19 protein-coding genes and 2 tRNA genes are annotated in these 22,629 nt (G+C 43.8%); 17 read left to right on the plus strand and 4 right to left on the minus strand.

The genetic code is table 11. The features are described 5' to 3' along the window. The first annotated feature begins 70 nt into the window (after positions 1-70). Together CLV51_RS11630 and CLV51_RS11635 are read left to right on the plus strand one after the other, a co-directional pair. A tRNA-Gly gene (locus CLV51_RS11630) sits at positions 71-146 on the plus strand. A gap of 27 nt (positions 147-173) precedes the next feature. Beyond that, positions 174-246: transfer RNA gene (locus CLV51_RS11635), tRNA-Gly, on the plus strand. Between the two features lie 241 nt (positions 247-487). Here CLV51_RS11635 and CLV51_RS11640 read toward each other — a convergent pair. Genes CLV51_RS11640 through CLV51_RS11650 form a run of 3 tightly spaced genes read right to left on the minus strand, consistent with a single transcriptional unit; the run spans position 488 to position 3,550 of the window. Next, positions 488-1,657, minus strand: a complete 1,170-nt coding sequence (locus CLV51_RS11640; protein WP_106528201.1) for a hypothetical protein — start codon at positions 1,655-1,657, stop codon at positions 488-490. Beyond that, entirely contained in the window at positions 1,644-2,630 is a 987-nt protein-coding gene (locus CLV51_RS11645; protein WP_106528202.1) for a DUF2157 domain-containing protein, read from the minus strand. Before CLV51_RS11645 ends, CLV51_RS11640 begins: the two co-directional genes overlap by 14 nt. Before the next feature lie 50 nt (positions 2,631-2,680). Continuing rightward, positions 2,681-3,550, minus strand: coding sequence for an AraC family transcriptional regulator (locus CLV51_RS11650; protein WP_106528203.1), 870 nt, complete (start codon positions 3,548-3,550; stop codon positions 2,681-2,683). Between the two features lie 127 nt (positions 3,551-3,677). Here CLV51_RS11650 and CLV51_RS11655 point away from each other — a divergent pair, with 127 nt between their 5' ends. The 6 genes from CLV51_RS11655 (at position 3,678) to CLV51_RS11680 (ending at position 10,536) form a co-directional block, all read left to right on the plus strand. Beyond that, on the plus strand, positions 3,678-4,367 hold the full coding sequence (locus CLV51_RS11655; protein ID WP_106528204.1) for an RraA family protein: 690 nt from the start codon (positions 3,678-3,680) through the stop codon (positions 4,365-4,367). After that, positions 4,354-7,236, plus strand: coding sequence for a glycoside hydrolase family 2 TIM barrel-domain containing protein (locus CLV51_RS11660; protein WP_211301984.1), 2,883 nt, complete (start codon positions 4,354-4,356; stop codon positions 7,234-7,236). The genes CLV51_RS11655 and CLV51_RS11660 overlap by 14 nt, the downstream gene beginning before the upstream one ends. A 9-nt stretch (positions 7,237-7,245) precedes the next feature. After that, positions 7,246-8,412 carry a mandelate racemase/muconate lactonizing enzyme family protein gene (locus tag CLV51_RS11665; protein ID WP_106528205.1) on the plus strand — a complete coding sequence of 389 codons (1,167 nt, stop codon included), beginning with the start codon at positions 7,246-7,248 and terminating at the stop codon, positions 8,410-8,412. 15 nt (positions 8,413-8,427) lie between these two features. Then, complete coding sequence (locus CLV51_RS11670; RefSeq protein WP_106528206.1) at positions 8,428-9,177, plus strand: SDR family NAD(P)-dependent oxidoreductase; 750 nt, start codon at positions 8,428-8,430, stop codon at positions 9,175-9,177. Between the two features lie 6 nt (positions 9,178-9,183). Further along, entirely contained in the window at positions 9,184-10,059 is an 876-nt protein-coding gene (locus tag CLV51_RS11675; RefSeq protein WP_106528207.1) for an SMP-30/gluconolactonase/LRE family protein, read from the plus strand. 183 nt (positions 10,060-10,242) lie between these two features. Continuing rightward, on the plus strand, positions 10,243-10,536 hold the full coding sequence (locus CLV51_RS11680) for a GNAT family N-acetyltransferase (protein ID WP_158266979.1): 294 nt from the start codon (positions 10,243-10,245) through the stop codon (positions 10,534-10,536). A 135-nt stretch (positions 10,537-10,671) separates the two neighbouring features. Here CLV51_RS11680 and CLV51_RS11685 read toward each other — a convergent pair whose 3' ends face one another. Continuing rightward, positions 10,672-11,172, minus strand: coding sequence for an OmpH/Skp family outer membrane protein (locus CLV51_RS11685; protein WP_106528209.1), 501 nt, complete (start codon positions 11,170-11,172; stop codon positions 10,672-10,674). A 231-nt stretch (positions 11,173-11,403) separates the two neighbouring features. Here CLV51_RS11685 and CLV51_RS11690 point away from each other — a divergent pair, with 231 nt between their 5' ends. The 9 genes from CLV51_RS11690 to CLV51_RS11730 all read left to right on the plus strand — a co-directional run bounded on the left by CLV51_RS11690 (position 11,404) and on the right by CLV51_RS11730 (position 22,608). After that, entirely contained in the window at positions 11,404-11,982 is a 579-nt protein-coding gene (locus CLV51_RS11690) for an RNA polymerase sigma-70 factor (RefSeq protein ID WP_211301985.1), read from the plus strand. 10 nt (positions 11,983-11,992) lie between these two features. Next, on the plus strand, positions 11,993-12,973 hold the full coding sequence (locus CLV51_RS11695) for a FecR family protein (protein ID WP_106528210.1): 981 nt from the start codon (positions 11,993-11,995) through the stop codon (positions 12,971-12,973). A 15-nt stretch (positions 12,974-12,988) separates the two neighbouring features. Next, complete coding sequence (locus CLV51_RS11700; RefSeq protein ID WP_146151271.1) at positions 12,989-14,767, plus strand: STN and carboxypeptidase regulatory-like domain-containing protein; 1,779 nt, start codon at positions 12,989-12,991, stop codon at positions 14,765-14,767. Between the two features lie 61 nt (positions 14,768-14,828). Further along, positions 14,829-15,968 (plus strand): hypothetical protein, encoded by a 1,140-nt coding sequence (locus CLV51_RS11705; RefSeq protein WP_106528212.1) that lies wholly within the window; start codon positions 14,829-14,831, stop codon positions 15,966-15,968. A 345-nt stretch (positions 15,969-16,313) separates the two neighbouring features. Continuing rightward, complete coding sequence (locus tag CLV51_RS11710) at positions 16,314-16,712, plus strand: hypothetical protein (RefSeq protein WP_106528213.1); 399 nt, start codon at positions 16,314-16,316, stop codon at positions 16,710-16,712. 93 nt (positions 16,713-16,805) lie between these two features. Then, positions 16,806-17,462: a TMEM175 family protein gene (locus tag CLV51_RS11715; RefSeq protein ID WP_106528214.1), complete on the plus strand. Its 657-nt coding sequence runs from the start codon at positions 16,806-16,808 to the stop codon at positions 17,460-17,462. A gap of 125 nt (positions 17,463-17,587) precedes the next feature. Further along, positions 17,588-20,119, plus strand: a complete 2,532-nt coding sequence (locus tag CLV51_RS11720; protein ID WP_106528215.1) for a phosphocholine-specific phospholipase C — start codon at positions 17,588-17,590, stop codon at positions 20,117-20,119. A 179-nt stretch (positions 20,120-20,298) separates the two neighbouring features. Further along, on the plus strand, positions 20,299-20,868 hold the full coding sequence (locus tag CLV51_RS29430; protein WP_106528216.1) for a hypothetical protein: 570 nt from the start codon (positions 20,299-20,301) through the stop codon (positions 20,866-20,868). A 171-nt stretch (positions 20,869-21,039) separates the two neighbouring features. Next, positions 21,040-22,608, plus strand: coding sequence for a L,D-transpeptidase family protein (locus tag CLV51_RS11730; protein ID WP_106528217.1), 1,569 nt, complete (start codon positions 21,040-21,042; stop codon positions 22,606-22,608). Positions 22,609-22,629: the final 21 nt, after the last annotated feature.

The raw sequence follows: 22,629 nt of genomic DNA on the forward strand, positions 1-22,629 counted from the left end.
CGGCAGAGAAACAGAAACGGTGCTCAATTTGTTGGAAAAAGCTCTTAAAATAACGAAGTTCTTAATACCTGCGAAAGTAGCTCATTTGGTAGAGCACGACCTTGCCAAGGTCGGGGTGGCCGGTTCGAGCCCGGTCTTTCGCTCCATTTTTTTATAAAGTTCTTAATACATCTGCGAAAGTAGCTCATTTGGTAGAGCACGACCTTGCCAAGGTCGGGGTGGCCGGTTCGAGCCCGGTCTTTCGCTCTAAAGCCTGATTGAAGATGATTCAATCAGGCTTTTTTTATGTCTTTGTCTTTCTCCCGATTAGGCTGATTATGCTGATTACCCCGATTTTATTTTGATTATAAAAGATTAGCGAAGATCAAAGCAAGTATTATCCGCTTTGGTCTTCGCTAATCTTTTATAATCTTTCAAAATAAAAAATAAAATCGGGGTAATCAGCATAATCAGCCTAATCAGCCTAATCGGGAGAAAGACTATTGTTTTAATACTCTCCGCTAGCTCCACCACCACCGCCGGTTCCACCACCAAAGTTCATATCATTTGAAGGTGTTTGCGGGCCAGGTTTAAACGTTTGGGCTATCACCAGCGATTCTACATTCAGTTTATCTGCCAGCGAAGGTTCATCTGTTTCCAGGTAAGTAAAGCCATGGCGCGGCGTTTGCAGGTAACTTATGAGCGCCCAGGCACCGCCGGTAAGTATTATACCACCCGTCACCATGGCTGTTTCCAGCGGCATTACGCTATGGTAATAACGGATGGTGAATACAATGGCAGCTAACAGAAGCATACCGGTACGTAATAACACCGCATCCTTTCTGCGGATGCCCAGATACAGATATACAAATGGTATCACCGTAGTAAAGATCCAGAAGAGCATGGCACCCGGAATACTTTGTCCATCTTTTAGCTGCAGGTCAAACATGGCATTACTTACTTCTCTTACCACAAAATAATTGCCGGCCAGGTATAGTGTGAGTAACGATAGCACTTCTACCACTGTTAAACAGTGCTTATAATGTCGTAATGGTTGCTGTGTGGCTAATCTTCTTACAACAAACCACGTTGCCAGCGACAGTAACATAATAACAAAAGGAGTGATAGTTTTAGCAACAGGTCCCAGCTTCACTAGTATACTGAAAACAAAGGCCAGGAAAGCCAGGTAGGCTACACCACTCAATGCCATATCGGCAAAGCGTAAGGTAGCCAGTAAGGTGAGTACAAGGACGCATATGCTCCAGGTGGAGAGGGAAGTATTTCCTTTGATGGCGAGGGCGCAGAGGAACAGTCCTATGGCAGACCATAACAGCGCATCATCTACACCCGCCTTATAAAATTTCTTTTCCCGGATAAATAACTCCAATGCACCATAACATACCAGGCCAAAGAAAACACATAGCCCTGCATAGCCCGATTCATTACGTATTGCTTCAAGGCTTATCAAGGTTAAGAAACCCATTGAAAAAGAAGCAATGATGACGGTTAATATGAATAAACCGATTTTTATAATGGGATTGGGTGTATAAAAATTTACCGGGTGAGCGGCTTCAATTGCTTTAAAAGTAGCTGCATCAATACAGTCTTTCCGCAGCGCCTTTTCCGCTTCCTCTTTTATTTCCAGGTTATCCAGCGTTTGACGGTTATATGCGAGCATGTTTAATTTTTTTGTTGAGGTTAATTAATAACAATATCACACCAATGGCAGAGCCGATCACATACAGTAGTCCCAGGTATACTGCACCAATATCATTTGTCAGTACCAATAAACGGAATACGATAATACTAATCCCCACATAGGCATATAACACTGTAATGAGTACAAAATAAAAAGAACCTTCGCGGAATGCCTGTTTAAAGGTGTAAACACTCACCGCCGCCATTATGATGATCAGCAGCCATAACATGGGATTATTACCAAATACACAAAGGGCGCTGATGCAGGCAATAAAAATAATATTGGTACCAAAGTTCTGATAGGTAAAAGTGAAATGTTTTTTCAGGTTCCGTCGGGTAGAAATTATTGCCAGCAACAATAATATTCCGCCCAGTAAAACACCGGTATAGATAATCGGGTCGCTGCTGAAATCATTGGCAGACAGCACCTGGAACGGTGTTACTGCTATTCCCATCCAGGCAGCCAGGTTGGTGATAGCCATGGATAGTACACCCAGGTGATCAAAGTAATAGGCGCTGACAGCGAGTACTGCAAAAGGTATAAAGGTAGCGAGGCCATAAGCTTTGCCAAAGGCGGTGTATTCGAACTGCAGGTAACCAATAAACGTTACAAACGTGAGGCAACCTAACAGTAATGCATAATCGAAAAAAGCATTGGGCGAAATTACTTTTTGCCAGGAGAAAGGTGCCTTCTTTCGGATGCAGTAGCTGAAACAACCGGCGCAAAGCAGTCCTATGAAAAGCAGTATCACCTGGTGTCCTATGGTATCTATATTTTTGTAGATGAGAATGCCTAATCCTCCACTAAGCAGCAATACGCCCAGGTATAAGAGGGTTTTTATTTCCCAGTGAAGGGAAAACAGCCGGTTGGACTCTTCGGTTTTTACTGCCTGCACAGCGGTATCGCTGACCAGTCCTTCTGTGCGCAATTTTTCAAATAAGTGTATGTTCATAAAGGAGTTAAAAATGAAAATTATAACAAATTAAGCATATAGCAACTGCTTTATTGCGATTGCAGTGCTTTCCTGTATTGTCCCGGGCTCTTATGCCGTATCATTCGGAAAAACTTATTGAAGTTAGTGAGGTTCTGATAACCGCTCTCATAGCATACATCGCTGATGCTGCGCGTTTCATCCATCAGTAGTTTACAGGCATGTCCAATGCGGAGTTCATTAATGAAACGGGTGAGTGATTTGTTGGTGTGTTTTTTAAAGTACCGGCAAAAGGCAGGTGGCGTCATATTAGCTATGGTAGCCACTTCTGCCAGTTTTATTTCCTGTGTGTAATGTTGCAGCAGGTACTGGAATACGGCGTTTATTTTTTCTGCTTCCTTACCATTCCATGGATTTTTGAATTGAATACTGCTCAGGTATTCAAACTCATCAGTTGTAGCAAGCTGGTCTATAACCTGTAAAAAGGTGAGCAGTTTTTTTAATCCTTTCTGCCCGGTAATGCCCGACAGTAGCATTGCTGCGGCTTTTTGCGCTTTGCCGGTAAAACGGATGCCCCGGCTGGCATTATCCATTAACCATTTTGTTGTAGCTGTAATTTCATCATCATCTGTCAGCCGTGTTAAAAGGGTAGCCGGAAAATAAACTACCACTGATTTCACTTTCTGTGGCGCCTCCCCGCTGGCAAATACCGGGTCATTCAGCCATATATGCGGTAATTGCGGGCCCATGAGCACCAGGTCGCCTGCACTGAAATCTCCGATATGATCTCCCACAATGCGTTTACCATAACTTTCCTGTATCAATACCAGTTCACATAAATCATGAAAATGATAAGACGATTGCAGGTAATCGGTCTGTACTTTTTTGATATGAATGGTATTGGCTGCCGGAGCGCCAACGTCTATAAACTGCGCTTTCATAGCAACTAAATTACTGGTTTTGCATATTATTTAAGTATTTAGGGTTAAAATAGTTGCTAAATCAGTTAATGAGGTTGGAGAAATTGGTGTGCGGAGAGAATAGCTTTGTGAGATAAATATTTTGCAGATGATCCACTGGAAGAATGATACCGAATTATTTATTATAATAAAGAGAGAGCTGTACACCGCTGTGGTGGGCGATATTATGGATAAGATAGGCCTGCAGCAGCAGTTTCTGCCGCCACGTATCCGTCCTTTAAAGGAGGGTATGTTCATTGCCGGCAGGGCTATGACAGTGCTGGAAGCAGATGTGCACGGAGAAGCAGTGGATGGCCACAATCCTTTGCTGCAGCAGCCTTTCGGTTTGATGCTGGATGCCCTGGATGGATTAAAGCTGCATGAAGTATATGTATGCAGTGGCGCCTCACCCCGTTATGCGCTATGGGGGGAGCTGATGAGCACGCGTGCGCTGCAGCTGGGGGCAGCCGGCGCTGTGGTAAATGGTTATTCCCGCGATACACGTGGTATATTGCAGGTGGGAATGCCCGTATTTTCATACGGACCTTATGCACAGGACCAGGCGCCCCGTGGTAAAGTAGTGGACTATCGCGTGACGATTGAAATGGAAGGTGTTTTAATACGTCCTGGTGATATTATAATAGGTGATATAGACGGCGTATGCGTTGTGCCACAACATGCTGAGCTGGAAGTGTTCCAACAGGCATTGGAGAAGGCCCGTGGCGAGAAAATAGTACAGAAACAAATACTAAAAGGTATGAGTGCAAAGGAAGCATTCGAAACATATGGCATACTCTAATACATCTATGATGCTTAAAAAGATATTCTTAATAGTTTTTTTATTATTTAACGGACTGTTGTTGCAGGCGCAGTTACCTTCCTTAACACCCCGGCCAGCAGCAGTGATAGATATACAACAGCCACTTATGCTGTTGAACGGGCAATGGCAGTTCTCCAATGGTATGAATGGGAAAGTGAGCACCATAGCGGTTCCTGGAGAATGGGAAATGCAGGGACACTTTTTAAAGGAGGGAGATACGGCCATGTATACACGTAGTTTTACTGTGCCGGCAGATTGGAAAGGACAATTGGTGAAACTGCGTTTTGATGGGGTAAGTTCCTGGGGAGAAGTATGGATAAACGGACAAAAAGTGGTTGCTCATGAAGGAGGCTTTGTGCCTTTTGAAGCAGACATCACACCGCAGTTACAGCCTGGTGAAAACAAAGTGCAGGTATTGGTGAAAGCCCTTACCATCAGTGACCGGCTGGGCTGTGTATCACAATATGCGGTGCATACAGTTGGTGGTATTTTACGTAAGGTAACGTTGTTTGCCGTGCCTGTAGCGCATATCAACAGGTTATACATTACGCCGCGTTTTTCAGATAGCCGTTACCGTAATGGGGACTTAATGACTGATATAGCTGTTACTAACGCAAACGGGCATACGCAATTACAATTCACTTTACGGGATGCGCAGGGGAAAACAGTGCTGCAAAAAAAAGTAGCTGTTGGTATGCCGGTAGTGCTGGAAGCCGGTAAGGTACAGCCATGGACACCAGAAATACCATATTTGTACACACTGGAAGTAGCGCTGCAACAGGATGGGATCACTACAGAAAAATTGGTGCAGTTAACAGGATTCCGGCAGGTGGAAATTAAGGATGGCGTGCTGTTGGTGAATGGCATGCCTGTAAAATTGCGCGGTGTGAATCGGCATGAAACGCATCCTTTGTTGGGCCGCAGCCTTACACCGGCGTTATGCCGGCAGGATGCAGCATTGTTTAAAGCAGCTAACTGCAATTACATCCGTACCAGCCACTATCCGCCTTCAGAGGAGTTTTTGGAGGCAGCTGATGAGTTGGGATTATTTGTTGAAAGTGAATCAGCCATCACCTGGATACAACATGGCGCCTCACCGATCTGGCGCAGCTGGAATTATCTCGATGAAAAGTATTTGCCCTTTTTTATACAGGCTAATGTAGACAAGATGCAGGCTGGTTACAATCATCCGGCTATCATTATCTGGTCGCTGGCCAATGAATCTTACTGGAGCCCGCTGTTTGCAAAGGTGCTGGCAGTAGTGAAAAGTATGGACAGCTCCCGTGTGACTACCTTTCATGATCAGTGCTGGGGTGGGTTTAATAATGGTGGTAGTAAAGCTGATATAGCCGTGTATCATTATCCTGGCCTGAACGGCGCTGCTGCAACAGATACCATGAAACGCCCTGTACTCTTTGGTGAATATGCACATATCTCTGACTATAATCGGAGAGAACTGGCTACCGATCCGGGTATCCGGAGTGCTTACGGCGCGCCGCTGGTACAGATGTATGATAGTATATTTCATCATTCAAAATGTTTGGGTGGTGCTATATGGAGCGGTATAGATGATATTTTTCACATGCCGGATGGCCGCATTGTGGGCTATGGCCCATGGGGCCCCATTGATGGCTGGAGAAGACCGAAGCCGGAGTATTATGGAATGAAAAAAGCCTATGCGCCGGTAGTGATTACAAATCTGCAAAACCCTGAACACAAAGGGAATGTGTTATTGCTGCGTATTGAAAACCGTTTTGACTTTACCAATTTGCAGCAAACAACGGTGAAGAGCGTAGTGGATGGTGTGGAGAAAGTTTATCATCCGGCCATAGCACCGCACCGGCAGGGCATATTGCGTGTACCCGTGAATGCTGCTGCAGGGCCGGTACTGATTACTTTTACAGATGTTGCCGGTAATGTAGTGAATGAAGAAAAGGTGTCACGATTGGATTGGGTAACGCGGGAATTATCAATTAATTATCCGTTATCGGTAACTGAAAATGAAGCCACATACCAGGTACATCAGGGAGTTAATGAATATAAAATATCCAAATTAACAGGTGTAATTTTATCTGCCAGCAAAGATGGTAAAGAGATCTTATCACAGGGGCCGGTTTTTTCTGTCGTTCCTGCCAATGAAGAAGATGGCGGCAAACCGAATGTAGCGGGTGAAACATACCAGAATAATATCTGGCCACTAAAAAATTATCCGCTGTATACCTTATTCACAAAAGATTTGACAGTAAAGCAGCAATCGCATGAAATAGTTGCAGAAATGAATGTAACTTATACAAACGCGAGTGGTAAAATCAAATATCATTTTTCTGATGTGGGAGAAGTGAAAATAAATTATGAGATACATTATAAAGGAGAAGATACAATACCAAGGCAGTATGGATTGCTGATGGAATTGCCCGCTACCTTCGGTCAACTTTCCTGGCAGCGTAACGGTGCATTCACTACTTATCCGGCGGATGATATTTCACGTAATGAAGGCAGCGCGCAGCTGCATGCACGTAGCATTGATGGGGTGGAAGTGTGGGGAGAACAGCCGAAAGGCCCATGGAAAGACGATGCCAATGAACTTGGCAGTAATGATTTCAGGGCAACGCGCAGGCATATACGATGGGCTGCCTTGCAGGATGATCAGCAGCAAGGTATCAGGGTTACGTCTGACGGAAAAGGGCAGGCAGTAAGATGCTGGTTGCAGGATCAACATCTTCAAATGCTGATTGCAGATTACAGTAACAATGGCTCAGAGCCCTTCTATGGCTCACCGCATTCCAACGGAAAAATAAATATCAAAGGTAAAACGCTGCAGGGCAGCATAACATTCAGCTTATTTTAAATTGCGCATATGAAAATTACAGACGTTAAAGTGTGGCTGGTAGAAGGCGTAAAATACAACTGGACACTACTGAAAATATATACAGACGAAGGTATTACCGGCGTGGGAGAAGCCACTAACTGGCCCGGTAGTCCTATTGTGTACAATGCTGCAAAGCATGTAGGGGAGCGGATCATCGGTTTGGACCCTATGCGTACGGATTTTATCTGGACAAAACTATATCGTGACCTTAACTGGATGGGACCATATGGTGCAAGTCTTTGTGCCATCAGTGGTATAGACATGGCGCTGCTGGACCTCAAGGCAAAGAAGCTGGGTGTGCCCTGTTATGAATTACTGGGTGGCGCCTACCGGAAAGATATTTTATTGTATGCCAACTATTGGTTTACCGGTGGCGGGCATACGCCGGAATCCTATGCTGCACAAGCATTGAAGGTAAAGGAGGCCGGCTTTACCGGGTTAAAGTTTGATCCTTTTGCGCATGTGAATTATTTATATGGAGAAGATTTGTCGGCCAGTTTAACATTAACCGTAGAGCAACAGGACCTTGCATTTGAAGTAAGCAAAGCTGTGCGCGAGGCCGTGGGCGCTTCTTTCGACATTATGATAGAAACGCATGCGATGTTGAATTTTCGTATAGCCGTGAAAATGGCGCAGCGATTGTCCGAGTTGGATATCACCTGGTATGAAGAGCCGGTAGGACCGGAAAGTGTGGATACGCTGAAAGCCATGCGTGACAGGCTTCCTGGCAATGTAGTTATTTGCGTGGGAGAAAGACATTATACACGTTATGGTATCAGGCCGGTATTGGAAAAGCAGGTATGTGATATCCTGATGCCGGATATAACGCGTTGTGGTGGCCCCTCTGAAATGAAGCGCATGGCCACTATGATGGAAACATATAACGTACTGCTGGCGCCGCATAACCCCAATGGTCCTTTGTCAACGTTGGCCAGTGCACATGTATGTGCGGCAGTGCCCAACTTCTTCCGGCAGGAGTTTATGTTTACAGATGTGCCGTGGAGAGATACCGTTATTGATCATCCCATAAAGGATATGATCCATAACGGACATCTTCGTTTATCCGACAGAGCGGGTTTGGGCGTGGATTTGGTGGAATCTGAGATGGAAAAACATCCAGGTGTTTTGCAACCGCGGCCCGGATTTTATGTATAACTGAAATCTATAGCTATGAGTTTATCCATTGATCTGTCAGGAAAGGTAGCATTGATTACCGGTGTTACATCCGGCATAGGTGCGGGCATTGCGCGGATGTTGCATGCAGCAGGTGCTGTGGTAGCGGGTTGCGGGCTGGAGGCCGCATTTGAGGATAAAAGTGTATCCTTATACGTAGCCACGGATGTAAGGGTACCCGAACAGCTGGATGCGTTGGTAGCAGCTACAGTAGATGCTTTTGGCAGGATAGATATAGTAGTGTCTAATGCAGGCGCCAACATATTTACCGGTGTAACAGCCACCACGGAGGCGCAATGGCAACAGAATACAGATTTGAATCTGGCCGCCCACTGGCGTTTGTGCCAGCGTTGCCGCTCCTGGCTGGAAGTGAGTGGTAGCGGCGTAATTGTTATTGTTACCTCTAATCATGCATACCAGACAATTCCCGGTTGTTTTCCTTATAATGTAACCAAAGCGGCACTTACAGGGATGGTGAGAAGTATCGCAATAGAGTGGGGGCCTGCGATTCGTTGTGTAGGGATAGCGCCCGGTTTTATTGATACGCCGGGGAACCAGGGTTGGTTTAACAGCTTCCCGGATGCCGCAGTGGAACGCACCCGTACGGTAGACAGTCACCCGGTGAAACGTTTGGGCACGCCTGATGAAATAGGCGCCTGGTGTGCTTTTCTGGCAAGTGAATACAGTGCTTTTGCCAGCGGCACTACCTATTTGCTGGATGGAGGAAGAAATGCCTTACTACAATAATTATAGATGATGAAGATATACCAGGCGGAATTATTTGCACATTTATCCTGTGAATTAGGCGAGAGTGCTTTCTGGTGGCCGGAAAGGGAAAGCTGGTGTTGGGTGGATATACTGGATTACACTATTTATATAATGGATAAAGCTGGGCGGCAGCAGCAATTTCATATAGGCGAGCACGTGAGTACCATAGTGCCGGTAGCCGGCAGCAATGAATTGTTATTGGGGCTGAAAGGCCGCGTGGCCTCCTTTTCACCGGAGCGTGGCCTGGGTGAAACCATGGCTTTGCTGGATGGCCGGAACAATATGCGTTGTAATGACGGCAAATGTGACCCTGCCGGGCGGTTATGGATAGGTACCATGCAAATGCCGGTAGCAGCAGGTTCCGGTAGTTTGTATTGTGTAGAACATACGCTGCCACCGGTAGTAAAGCTGCCGGTAGTTACTATTCCCAATGGGTTAGTGTGGCATGGTGATAAAATGTACTTTAATGATACCCTCACGCATAGTGTGCAGGAGTTCAGCTACGATGTACATACAGGAGCTATTGCCTTTACACGTGTAGCTGTGCATATTCCGAAGGAGTTAGGGCTGCCTGATGGTATGACCATTGACCGGGATGGCATGTTATGGGTGGCTCACTGGGGCGGACAGGGCGTATATTGCTGGAATCCGTTAACCGGGGAGCTGCTGGCGAAGGTGGAAGTGCCTGCCCCGCATGTATCTTCCTGTATTTTTGGCGGGGCAGATATGCAGGAAATGCTGATCACTACTGCACAGGAGCATATGATTGATGCTCAATTGGATCAATTTCCCCTTAGTGGTAGCGTGTTTCACGTAAAATTACCCGTTAAAGGCCTACCTGTCAACCACTTTAAATATTAATTATTTTAAGATACTGATGTTTCACGGTTTTCTGCTATATTATTAGTATATTTGCGGACGGAATGAGCTTTTTTAGGGTATTTTAATACCAATCATGCTATCTTATTACAACTTCCCCTTTGCATAAGATATTTCCCTTAGTACGCTACCGCAAGAACATCAGTGTAAAAAATAATTATGATCATGAAGGATTTTAAAATTATTGACAACAAGGAAGCCAGACAGTTCGAAGCGCACATCGCTGGACAAATGGCCAAGGTTATTTACGAAAGAAATGGAAGCCGTATTTTCCTGACGGGCGCAGAAGTGCCTCCGGTATTGGAAAAACAAGGCATATTACCAATGATGCTGGGTAAAGTGATGGAGGAAATTTCTGCACAGAATATCCGCATGGTGCCATCCAGCAAAAAGGTAGCTGAATTTGTACGCAGCAATCCGCAGTGGAAAACATTGCTCGCGCACGGTCTGCATATATAATTTTTTTATTGGGTTATTTAGTTATTTAATTATTTTGTCAACGGTTGTTATGTGCTGTTAAAGAATGGCGGAAGAGAGCTTAAACATAATACCAGTCGTAAAATAATTAAATAACTAATAAACCGAATAATCCTACTACTTGATTCCCATCTTCACTTTTACCGCTGCCATCAAGTCATCGGCTTCTGCGGAAACTAATACCGCATCTCTGGAGTTATCAATCACAAGCGTATAGCCTTTTTCGTTAGCTACCACCTTTAAAATCTTCTTTGCTTTATCTAATATTGGCGCAAGCAGCTCCTGCTCTTTTGCAGATATGATTTGTTCTGCTCGTTCTTTAAACTTTTGTATGTTGGCCTGTGCCGACTGAATCTCTTCTACCTTTACCTGTTTCATGGTGGGGCTCATAGTCGCTGCTGTACTATCAAACAGTGTTACCTTCTTCGTATACTCAGCCACCAGTTCCTGCCCATCTTTATTCATCTTTTCCTGTAATAATCCTAATGTATCATTTGCTTGTTTACTTTCAGGCATCATGCTGATCATTTGCTGGAAATTAATGTAGCCTGTTTTCGATTGCGCAAAAATAACAGTGCTGCATATGAGCATCAGACAAAGTGTACAGATAAATTTCATCGAGATAATTTTCAACAATATTAAGGATCAGGTTGTGAAATATTCTTTAACACTAATATAATATAATGTTAAATTGATGGATTTTCAAAATTATTGAGAATGAGGCAGATATGGAGACACGATAAAAAAAATTCGACCTCGTAGGGGTATTGTCTTCATAAAGTGTCGTTTAATAAATCGGTTCAATTGGCAGAAGGAATTATATTTGACTTTAGTTATCAAACCCTAAGCATGGAATTGAATAGTCCGGGTAATACACCATTACTGGAAATGGAAGACGCATTAACTTTTGAACAGGTTTTTAAAACACATTTTAAAGGCTTGCATGCATATGCGTGCACTTTATTAAAAGACGAGGTGATGGCGGAAGAAATGGTGCAGAATGTTTTTTGTAAATTATGGGAGAAGTCGGGCGACATTAAAATAAAGCAATCAGTATCCGGATACCTTTATCGCGCTGTATACCATGAAAGTATTAACTACCTGCGGCATCAAAAAGTAAAAGCCACCCATCAGGCACATACCAGATATCAAATGAGCAACGATCATAGTACCGGTAATACCTCCGGTAAAATAATGTTACGCGAGCTGCAGGAAAAGCTGGACAAGGCTTTACAGGAGCTGCCAGAAAAATGCCGCACGGTTTTTCAGTTGAGCCGGTTTGAAGAATTAAAATACCAGGAAATAGCAGACCGCCTGGACATCTCTGTAAAAACAGTAGAAAACCAAATGGGAAAAGCGTTGCGGTTGTTACGAATGAACCTGGCTGATTTTCTGCCATTGTTATTATTAATTTTGCTCCATCTGTAAAAGCGCTCAAGTGAAAAAACAAACTGATCATATAAACGACGACTTGCTGGTGAAATACCTGCTGGGCATCACTACGGCGGAAGAGCAGGCAACAGTAGCGCAGTGGATGGCGGAAGATAAGGAGCATCAACGTTATTTTGAACACTTCCAATTGATATGGGATGAGAGTAAAAAACTTGCTGCCGTTACTACCGTCAATGAAAATGATGCCTGGTCCCGTTTTCAACAACGGGTAGGTACCAACGAAAATACTACACGTATTATAAAACTGGATACCGGATTTTCCTATCGTAACTTACTGCGTATTGCCGCTATTCTGGTGGTTTTGCTGGGAGCTGCCGGCATATGGTATATGACACAACAGCGCTCACCGGAATTGATAGTGCGCTCTGAAGACCAGGTTAAACGCGAAACATTGCCCGATGGCTCTACGGTTACGCTGAACAAACAATCTACCATTACCTATGCTGCTGCCTTTAAAAATACGCGTAATGTAAAACTGCAGGGGGAAGCATTTTTTAATGTAGCACAGGACCCGGGAAAACCTTTCGTGATCAAAGTAAATGATGTAACTGTAAGGGTATTGGGAACTTCTTTCAACATTAAAAGTATCAATGGTAAAACAGAAGTGATTGTAGAAACAGGCGCGGTGGAAGTAACAAAGAATAATAAAAGTGTGCAGCTGAAACAGCATGAAAGAGCCACTGTATCTGACGATCAGGTATCGCCACAGAAACAGAATGATGATGATGAACTATATAATTATTATCGCACACAAACATTTGTATGCAATAAAACGCCGCTCTGGAAGCTGGTAAATATATTGAATGAAGCCTATGGTGTAAACATTGTAATTGCCAATAACAGCAAACGCAATATTGCTATTACTTCCACCTTTACCAACGGCTCACTGGATAGTACGCTGCAGGTAATTGGTCTTACTTACGAAATTGCTGTTGAAAAAAATGGCGCACAAATCATCTTGAAATAATACCGGCTGTACTGTATGTCACTATCAAAAATATTACTGACCTTTTTCTTCCTATGCGTGCTTTCATGGAATGTAACTGCACAGCAGTTATTAAATAAAACAGTTAGCTTAGAAGTAAAACAGCAGCCACTTTCAGTGGCGCTGAACCAGATCAGCAAACAAGGCAATTTTTATTTCTCGTATCTCAGTACGATCCTTCCGCAAGATAGTCTGGTGAGCATCTCTGTAAAAAATAAAACGGTAAAACAAGTACTCGATATTTTATTTGAAGGAGATTATTCATATAAGGAATCAGGTAACTATATCATCCTATTAAAAAAATCATCCGGACAAACCTATTACCAGATCAGTGGTGTGGTCATGGATAAAAATACAGGGCAACGGCTACCCAATGCGAGTGTGTATGAACGACAGCAACTCATTTCTACATTAACAAACAACGACGGTTACTTCAGGCTGCGGTTACGGGATAAATATCCCTCCGCAGCCATCAGCGTTAGTAAGGACCTGTATGCGGATACCTCGCTTTTGCTTACTACGGGCTATGATCAGGAAGTAACAGTGAGTATATCTCCCACTACTTATCAACTGAAAGTAGTAGACATCACGGGTCGTACACATGTGGAAACAACCTGGTTTGGTAGCATGTTTTTATCTTCCCGTCAGAAACTGACGAGTTTGAACATTGGTGCTTTCCTGGCTGATAAGCCTTACCAGATGTCACTTACACCGGGTTTGGGGTCGCATGGAAAAATGAGCGGACAGGTAGTTAATAAGGTTTCATTTAATGTGTTAGGTGGATATGCTGCAGGTGTAGATGGTTTCGAAGTTGGCAATATTTTTAATATTGTGAAGCACGACATGCAATACGTACAGATAGCAGGCATGGTGAATGTAGTAGGGGGCAAAGCCCATGGTGTGCAAATAGCAGGTGTGCATAACAATGTACTGGACTCAATGAAAGGTGTGCAGATAGCGGGCCTCAGCAACATTACAGAAGGGAGTCAGGATGGAGTGCAGGTTACTGGTGGTATCGGCCAGGTATACGGCAATATGAAAGGAGTGCAGGTCCAGGGATTGGTTGGTATTACACGAGGTACTACTAACGGCTGGCAGGTAGCCGGCGGGGGCACTTACAGCGGAAAAGATGTAACAGGTGCTCAGGTGGCAGGTTTGCTTAATTATGCTAAAGCAGACTTACACGGGACGCAGGTGTCTTGTACCGGCAATATCGTACACGGTGCTGTGTATGGTGTGCAAATAGGTGGCCTTTTTAACTATGCGCGTAGCATGCATGGTGTGCAGATAGGCCTCGTAAATATTTCAGATACTTCTTCCGGCTATAGCATTGGTTTGGTTAATATTGTGCGCAAAGGCTATCATAAAGTAGCGCTGTATAGTACAGATGTATTACCATTAAATTTTGCGTGGAAAACTGGTCGCAGGCAGCTGTATAGTATACTGCTGGGCGGTTTAAACCCGGATAAAAATAATAGCGCTTATTCTGTAGGTTATGGTATTGGTACAGAAATTCTTTTTAATAAAGTACTTTCTGTAACTGCAGAAGCTACAGAGCAAAACATTTTCCTGAGAGATGTGAAGCACGATATACAACTCTATCGACTGCAACCTTCACTGAATGTAAAACTGGGAAAGAAATTTTCTTTATTTGCAGGGCCTACGCTGGAAGTGAATGTAGGCAAGGATATCACAGCTTTATCCGGCTATAAAACTGTTAATGGTGCTACTGCTATTGGTTGGTTAGGCTGGCAGGCGGGCATTATTCTTTTTTAATTTTTCGTAGGGGTAGATGATTATCAACGTGTCGTTATGTTGTACGAAATAATCATACAACATGAAAACGTTTAACTTAAGCAGTAAAATTATTTTATCCCTCGGTGCTTTCTTTTGCTTTGCCATAGCGGCTAATGCGCAATCTCATCTAACCAGTCCGGCGAATATCGGATTGGTATATCCATTGAGCAGCAATGGAAAAAATGCAGCAGCTTATACCAACCATTTTTCTTTGCATATTATCGCAGGTGTTTCCAAATCCGAAACTGGTGCAGCCATTGCGGGTATTTCCAATATTATTAAAGATAGTGCTACCGGTGTACAGGTGGCCGGTTTCTCCAATCATATTGGTAGTACCTGGCATAGTGTGCAGATAGCAGGTTTTATGAACCAGGTGAAGAAAAGCGCTGATGGTGCACAGATTGCCGGCTTCATGAATCTTGATAGCAGTTTGAATGGACCCCAGGTGGCAGGCTTTGCCAATATTGTTAAGCAGGATGTGACAGGTACGCAGGTGGCAGGCTTTATGAATACTGCAAAGAGTAATTCACAGGTGCAGGTTTCGGGCTTTCTGAATAACGCCAAAACAGCCAATGTACAGGTGGTAGGTTTTATGAATAAAGCAGATGAGGTACATTCACAGGTAGCCGGTTTTATTAACATTGCTAAAAAGGTGAAAGGTGTACAGGTAGCGGGTTTTATCAATATTGCAGATAGTAGTGAATACCCTATTGGTCTTATCAATATTGTAAAGGGTGGAGAAAAACAGGTGAGTGTGAGCATTGATGAAACTGCCACTATGATAGCTGCTTTTAAATCAGGCGGACGGGTACTTTATGGCATCTTAGGAGCAGGATATAATGTTAAGAACAGCGGTAATTCCTTATATGCTATGCAAGCCGGTATTGGCGCACATTTTTATCTGCTGTCACATTTCAGGTTAAACCTGGAAGCTACCAACATGGCACTAACTGATTTCAAGGTGTCCTACTATAACCGGCAGTCGCTGGGCATTTTCCCTGCCTATCGTTTTGGCAGGAGAGTGGAATTATTTGCAGGACCTACGCTGAATTTTGTTCATACCAAAAATGATGTAGGCGTAGATTTGAGAAGTCATTATATGTGGTCAGAAACAGTGGGCGATAATAAGTTTCATGCCGCGTACATTGGTGCTGCCGGCGGATTGCAGGTAAGATTGTAATGGTCTTTCTCCCGATTAGGCTGATTATACTGATTACCCTGATTTTATTTTTAGGATTTTGAAAGATTAAAAAAAGATTGGTGAAGATCGAAACGGATATATTCGCTTTTATCTTCGCCAATCTTTTTAAATCATAAAAAAATAATCGGGGTAATCAGCCTAATCAGGAGAAAGAAAAAATTCGCACTATCTCTTAAACCAGGCAAATACGGATTTGCCCGCATGGTGCAGCTTTATAGCAGAGACACCTTCAAATGCCTTCGGAAAACGATGTAACATAACATGAAATTACAAATTCTTTTTATGGCATTGTATTTGGTAAAATGCTTCTAAAAGAAACTCAATATGAAAACATGGTTTTACCTTCCGCTGCTATTGCTGGGTTTCATCCTCCCCGGCTGTACCAAAACAACAAATGAGGTGGTTATTCCAAATAAGACCATCCTGGTGGATATTAAGTCTACAGACTGGAAACAAGTGAATGGGGTATGGGGTGTAACGTTTATTGTTCCCGAACTGGATAATAGTACTAACCAGACAGATGGTGTGATTGTATCGATGTCGAGGGGCAATGCCGTGTTTGAGATTCTGCCGGAGGTATACCAGGATCAGTCGTATACGGTGATACACAATCCGGGTAATATTGTAGTGGAGCTGAGAGGTACAGACGGAAGACCAACTATAGTGCCGGCTGAAAACATAACATTCAAGCTTGTATTGATTCCTTCCAGTCAGATTCAATAATAAGCAGCTTTACCATTTATTCAACATATATGGCTTCCGTGCAAACGGGAGCCTTTTTTATTTATGTTTGTAATGAATCCAAAATCTCCCGCAATGAAGAAAGATGAGCTGCAGTATAATCAGTTGGCAGGACAACGTATACAGCGCATAGAGGCGCTCAGTGATGGTGTATTTGCCATAGCTATGACCTTACTGGTATTAGATCTGAAGGTGCCTGTTGGCAATGCACTGAGTTCAGAGAAAGATCTGTTGCACGAGCTGGGCCTTTTGTGGCCTAAAATAGCCACTTATTTTGTTGGGTTTATGACCATGGGAATTTTTTGGCTGGGACAGTCGGCTCAGTTTTCCTTTATCGAAAGAACAGACCGCAGACTTTCTATGGTATCTGTCTTTTTTCTGGCCTTTGTATCGCTGGTGCCCTTTACCACGGCTTATTTGAGTGAACATTTCAATTTCAGGATAGCTATAGGGTTGTACTGGCTGAACATTCTTTTATTGGGCGTATTTCTGTATATCCATTGGGTGTGTGCTTATAACAGTGGATTTGTAGAAATAAAAACGCTGGATCGCGGAAAAGTAGACAAGGCGATCAGGAACCGGATTATAAATGCACAATTAATGTATGCCGGCGCTGCCTTGCTGTGCTTCATTTCCCCGATGCTGAGCATTATTATTATCTTCCTGATACAATTTAATTACGCGGTGGTGTTTACATCTCCCATAAAAAAATTGTTCTCCCGGCGGGGTTAACAATAACATAACTACCACTCCTCACAGTTAGTTGCACACAAATATAGTTTTTACTATTTTCGACCGCCTTAGATAAAACCCTTTAATGGCGGGCATTACAGCGATCATGAAAAATTCAGAAAACAATGGATAATAGAAGAGATTTTATTAAGAAAGCAGCGTTATTGTCCGGAGCTGCAGGTGTATTCAGCGCATTACCTGCCTCTATTCAGCGGGCGATGGCCATAGATCCCAAGGCTGGCACTACATTTCAGGATGCTGAGCACATCGTTGTGCTGATGCAGGAAAATCGTTCTTTTGACCATTGTTATGGTACACTCAGAGGGGTGCGTGGATATAATGATCCGCGTGCTATTCAGCTGCCCAACAAGAACCTGGTATGGCTGCAGAGCAACAGCAAGGGCGAAACCTATGCCCCCTTCCGTTTAAACCTGAAGGATACCAAAGCCACCTGGATGAGCAGTTTGCCACATGCATGGGCTAACCAGGTAGATGCACGCCATAATGGTAAATATGATCAGTGGTTGCTGGTGAAACAATCCGGTAACAAAGAATGGGCTCCTATGCCACTTACCCTGGGTTTTTATAATCGTGAAGATATTCCGTTTTATTATTCACTGGCGGATGCATTTACCGTGTGCGATCAGAATTTCTGTTCTTCTTTAACGGGCACAACACCCAACAGGCTTTACCTGTGGACAGGTACCCTTCGGGATGAACAAAAGGCGTCTGCTAAAGCAAACGTATGGAATGAAGATGTGGACTATGGTGCAGAAGCACATTGGCCTAGTTTTCCGGAACGCCTGGAAGACAATGGTATTTCCTGGAAAATATATCAGAATGAAATCAGCGCAGCAGGATTGGAGGGCGAAGAAGATGGTATGCTGGCTAATTTCACGGATAACCCTATTGAATGGTTTGCCGCTTATAATGTGGGTTTCGCAAAAGGCCATATTGCCTGGTTACACCGTCAGATAGCATCGCTTCCGAATGAAATTGCTGATCTGGAGAAAACAGCCAGGCTTAGTTCCAATAGCGATGAGATAACCAAACTGGAAAAGAAAGTAAAACAGCAGAAAGCAGATCTGGAGAGATGTAAAAATGATGCGGAGAAATTTACAGCGGCTAATTTTGCAAAATTATCACAGCGGGCCCAAAATCTCCATAATAAAGCATTTACCACCAATATCAATGATCCTCATTATCATGAACTGGAAACGCTGACTTATAATGACGGTGATACCAAAAGAACAGTGCAGGTGCCTAAAGGTGATATATTACATCAGTTCAGAACGGATGTTAATACCGGCAAACTGCCTACAGTTTCCTGGCTTGTAGCTCCCGGTGAGTTTTCTGATCATCCGGGTTCTCCCTGGTATGGCGCCTGGTATGTGTCGGAGGTATTGGATATCTTAACCAAACAAACAGAAGTATGGAAGAAAACCATCTTCATACTGTGTTATGATGAAAATGATGGTTACTTCGATCACGTGCCTCCTTTTGTAGCGCCGCATAAACCCGGTACCGGACTAGTTTCTGAAGGAATTGATACCAGTGTGGAATATGTTACCAAAGAACATGAGCAGGCCAAAAAACATGTAACGCCGGAGGAAGTGCGGGAAGGGCCTATAGGATTGGGATACCGCGTGCCATTGGTGATAGCATCGCCCTGGAGCCGTGGTGGTTATGTGAATTCGCAGGTTTTTGACCATACCTCCATCGTTCAGTTTATAGAGCAGTTCCTGCAACATAAGACAGGCAAGGCTATTAAAGAAACAAATATCTCGGAATGGCGTCGTACGGTTTGCGGAGATCTGACTTCCGTGTTCCGTCCGTTTAATGGCGAGAAAATAGCGGTGCCTTTCCCTGAGAGAAATGAGTTTATTGAGAGTGTGTATAATGCGAAGTTTAAGAAGCTGCCGGATGGTTTCAAGCCATTGACTGCCGAAGAGATTGCAAAGATCAATGCGGACCCTGCGCATGCAGCATGGATGCCTCAACAGGAAAAGGGTGTACGTGTTTCCAATGCTTTGCCTTATGAATTATATGCAGGTGGTAAATTAAGTGCAGATAAAAAATCTTTCGGGATCAGTTTTACTGCTGCTAATAACGTGTTTGGTAAAAAAGCCATGGGCGCACCGTTCAATGTATATGCACCTGGTAAATATTTGCAGGAAGCTACCCAGACGATGGAGCCGTTAAGGGCCTGGTCTTACGCCGTTAAAGCCGGTGATGAGCTGAGGGATAGCTGGCCGTTACAAGCTTTTGAGAACGATCATTATCATTTGCGTGTATACGGTCCTAATGGATTTTACCGTGAATTTGCCGGTGATGTGAACGATCCGCAGGTGGAAATTAAATGTGCATACCAGGGTGGTAAGAAACTCACGGGGCATGTGCAGCTTGAATTGGTTAATCATAGTGGTCAGTCTAAGGATTTTGTTATCACTGATATGGGTTACAAAAAGGGGGAGATGAAGAAAACCGTTGGCGCCAATGCATCTGCCATTGTAATAATAGATTTGTCTAAAAGCCATGGCTGGTACGACTTTTCAGTGAAGGTTGCCGGTAGCCGTTCATTTGAGCAGCGTTATGCCGGTAGAGTGGAAACGGGTAAAGAGAGTGTCAGTGATCCTGTAATGGGAAGAGCCGTATAGCGCTTATATTATTAATTTGAAAGCCGTTCGCTATCAGCGGGCGGCTTTTTCTGTTTTATAGATAAGAATCGAACTAAACTATTTGATTTTTGTTGTTGATTTATATATAGTTTATAGTAGTGTACCCCAAAATTGTTTAGCAACTGTCGGATCATTTTAAACACCCAAAATCATTATTTATGAAACACTTCCTCCGTCTGCCGTATGTTTTACTACTTGTTATCATAGTGTCGTTTGCAGCATGCTCCAAGGATGGAGCGCAGGGTATTGCGGGTAACCCGGGCCCTGCCGGTCCAGCTGGCCCCGCTGGTCCTAAAGGTGATTCAGGTGCTACCAACATTATTTATTCTACCTGGCAGGATGTTGTGTTTGATAGCTTGAAAGATGACAGTGGACACGTCATTCTATTTCTTGGCAAAATGGATGCTCCCAAGTTAACCAAAGAGATACTTAATAATGGTCTTATTAACGTTTATTTTAATTTTGATTCGGCATCAATACCCTATATAGTACCAGTACCTTATATAGGCCCCAGGTTCTATATCAACTTTCAGGCAGAGGAACAGCTGATTCATCTTGAATCCGATCTTGACCTGAGTCCGGCGACGTACGGGGCGGGTGGCAGTAAGGTATTTCAGTTTCGTTACGTGCTTGTGCCTGGAGGTACCGCAGCGCGGAGTGCGGGCACCAATGGGGTAAACTGGAAAGATTATAAGTCGGTACAAAAGTACCTGGGGTTAAAAGATTAGCACATGAAGTATCACAACGATAGTAATGAGTGGTCCTCTTGTTAATCACAAGAGGACCTTTTTGTTGCTGTATATGCACAGTCTGTTTCCTGCCGGCTACGGGTTTTCATTTATTGGAAGCACTGCTATGGCCGGTGAGGTAACCGGCTTTTATTTTGATAAAGAAATAATATGAAAAGGCTGCTCATTATTGCATTGCTGACCTATATGGCTATCAATGGTTGTAACGCTCCATTTGTGCCTGTTACTGTTAAAGACAGTATTACCCTTACCCCGCGTAACAGCAACATCACAAAAGAGAATGCTTTTAATGACCTGTTCCTCGACAGCAATGTTGTAGAAAAATTTATGGAGACGCAAAAGCTGGATGATACCACTGCCAACCGTTTACGCAGCTTTTACAATGCCCGTAATTTTGAGTTTGCCTGGCTGGATAGCAAAGGGCCTATAGAGCAGGCCGCTGCCTTCAGTAGTTTGTATAATTATAATAAAGACAGCGTTAGTAACAAGGCACTCAATGCACGACTGGATGTACTCGCAGAGGAAGACAGTCTGAAAGTAACCGCATCCGATCCTGCCATGATAAAGACGGAGCTGCAATTGACCTTGCAATTGATTAATTATTTTAAAGAGAAGTCGGCCAGTATCGGACAGCTGGAACATATGGTGCCTGTGCAGCGTTATGCGGTTATGGAGCTGGCTGACTCCATGCTGCAAACCAATGATAAAATGTTCCCTGGTGTGGAGCCTATGAAGGCACCCCTGAAAGCATACCTGAAATATGCCCGGAATGGCGGCTGGCCGATAATTCCGGTCGTAAAAAAAGGATGGAAGAAAGGTCAGTCATCTCCCGAAATAATGCTGGCGAAGAAAAGATTATTTATTACCGGTGAACTGAAGAACAATGATACTACCTCCCTGTTTACTGATGAACTGGAAGCAGCTGTGAATACCTTTCGTAACAGTCACGGTTATACGCAGAACGGGGTAGTGAATGATACCGTGATCAATGCCATGAATATATCTGCCACTGCGCGTTTGCAGCAATTGTTGGTAAATATGGAACGTATGAAATGGATGCCGGTAGAACCGGCCGGTAAGCTGATACTGGTAAATATACCGGCCTTTGTATTGCATGTAACAAATGGTTCAACGCAATTATTTGATATGGATATTGTAGTGGGAAAAGAAGGACATAGCACCACTATGTTTTCCGGCCAACTGAACCAGGTTGTTTTTAGTCCTTACTGGAATATTCCCCGGAGTATTGTGCGTAAAGAAATATTGCCTGCCATGCGGCGCCGTAAAAACTACCTGGCCTCCAGGAACATGGAGATTACCAGGGAAGCCAATGGTATACCGGTAGTACGGCAGCGGCCGGGTAAAAGAAATGCACTGGGACGGGTGAAATTCCTGTTTCCCAATAGTTATCACATCTACTTTCATGATACGCCGGAAAAGGGCTTGTTTAACCGTGATAACCGTGCATATAGCCATGGGTGTATCCGTTTGAAGGATCCGGTGAGGATGGCCCGGTTTGTTTTGGAAGACTCACCCAAATGGACCAACGAAAAAATTGATAGTGCCATGAATAGCGGGAAACAAAGGTTTGTAGCGCTGAAACACCCCGTACCAGTGATTATTACCTATTTCACTGCATGGCTGAATGGAGGAGGATTACACTTTGCAGAAGATGTGTATGGACATGATGCTGCTTTTAGCAGAAAGCTATTTCAATAAATTACGAATTACGGATCGAGG

The organism is Chitinophaga niastensis (assembly GCF_003014755.1).
Taxonomy (GTDB): Bacteria; Bacteroidota; Bacteroidia; order Chitinophagales; family Chitinophagaceae; genus Chitinophaga; species Chitinophaga niastensis.

What these genes read in the sequence shown, in the direction of transcription:
- CLV51_RS11640 (WP_106528201.1), bottom strand. Translation starts at nt 1,657, where the DNA reads ATGCTCGCATATAACCGTCAAACGCTGGATAACCTGGAAATAAAAGAG.
- CLV51_RS11645 (WP_106528202.1), bottom strand. Translation starts at nt 2,630, where the DNA reads ATGAACATACACTTATTTGAAAAATTGCGCACAGAAGGACTGGTCAGC.
- CLV51_RS11650 (WP_106528203.1), bottom strand. Translation starts at nt 3,550, where the DNA reads ATGAAAGCGCAGTTTATAGACGTTGGCGCTCCGGCAGCCAATACCATT.
- CLV51_RS11655 (WP_106528204.1), top strand. Translation starts at nt 3,678, where the DNA reads ATGATCCACTGGAAGAATGATACCGAATTATTTATTATAATAAAGAGA.
- CLV51_RS11660 (WP_211301984.1), top strand. Translation starts at nt 4,354, where the DNA reads ATGGCATACTCTAATACATCTATGATGCTTAAAAAGATATTCTTAATA.
- CLV51_RS11665 (WP_106528205.1), top strand. Translation starts at nt 7,246, where the DNA reads ATGAAAATTACAGACGTTAAAGTGTGGCTGGTAGAAGGCGTAAAATAC.
- CLV51_RS11670 (WP_106528206.1), top strand. Translation starts at nt 8,428, where the DNA reads ATGAGTTTATCCATTGATCTGTCAGGAAAGGTAGCATTGATTACCGGT.
- CLV51_RS11675 (WP_106528207.1), top strand. Translation starts at nt 9,184, where the DNA reads ATGATGAAGATATACCAGGCGGAATTATTTGCACATTTATCCTGTGAA.
- CLV51_RS11680 (WP_158266979.1), top strand. Translation starts at nt 10,243, where the DNA reads ATGAAGGATTTTAAAATTATTGACAACAAGGAAGCCAGACAGTTCGAA.
- CLV51_RS11685 (WP_106528209.1), bottom strand. Translation starts at nt 11,172, where the DNA reads ATGAAATTTATCTGTACACTTTGTCTGATGCTCATATGCAGCACTGTT.
- CLV51_RS11690 (WP_211301985.1), top strand. Translation starts at nt 11,404, where the DNA reads ATGGAATTGAATAGTCCGGGTAATACACCATTACTGGAAATGGAAGAC.
- CLV51_RS11700 (WP_146151271.1), top strand. Translation starts at nt 12,989, where the DNA reads ATGTCACTATCAAAAATATTACTGACCTTTTTCTTCCTATGCGTGCTT.
- CLV51_RS11705 (WP_106528212.1), top strand. Translation starts at nt 14,829, where the DNA reads ATGAAAACGTTTAACTTAAGCAGTAAAATTATTTTATCCCTCGGTGCT.
- CLV51_RS11710 (WP_106528213.1), top strand. Translation starts at nt 16,314, where the DNA reads ATGAAAACATGGTTTTACCTTCCGCTGCTATTGCTGGGTTTCATCCTC.
- CLV51_RS11715 (WP_106528214.1), top strand. Translation starts at nt 16,806, where the DNA reads ATGAAGAAAGATGAGCTGCAGTATAATCAGTTGGCAGGACAACGTATA.
- CLV51_RS11720 (WP_106528215.1), top strand. Translation starts at nt 17,588, where the DNA reads ATGGATAATAGAAGAGATTTTATTAAGAAAGCAGCGTTATTGTCCGGA.
- CLV51_RS29430 (WP_106528216.1), top strand. Translation starts at nt 20,299, where the DNA reads ATGAAACACTTCCTCCGTCTGCCGTATGTTTTACTACTTGTTATCATA.
- CLV51_RS11730 (WP_106528217.1), top strand. Translation starts at nt 21,040, where the DNA reads ATGAAAAGGCTGCTCATTATTGCATTGCTGACCTATATGGCTATCAAT.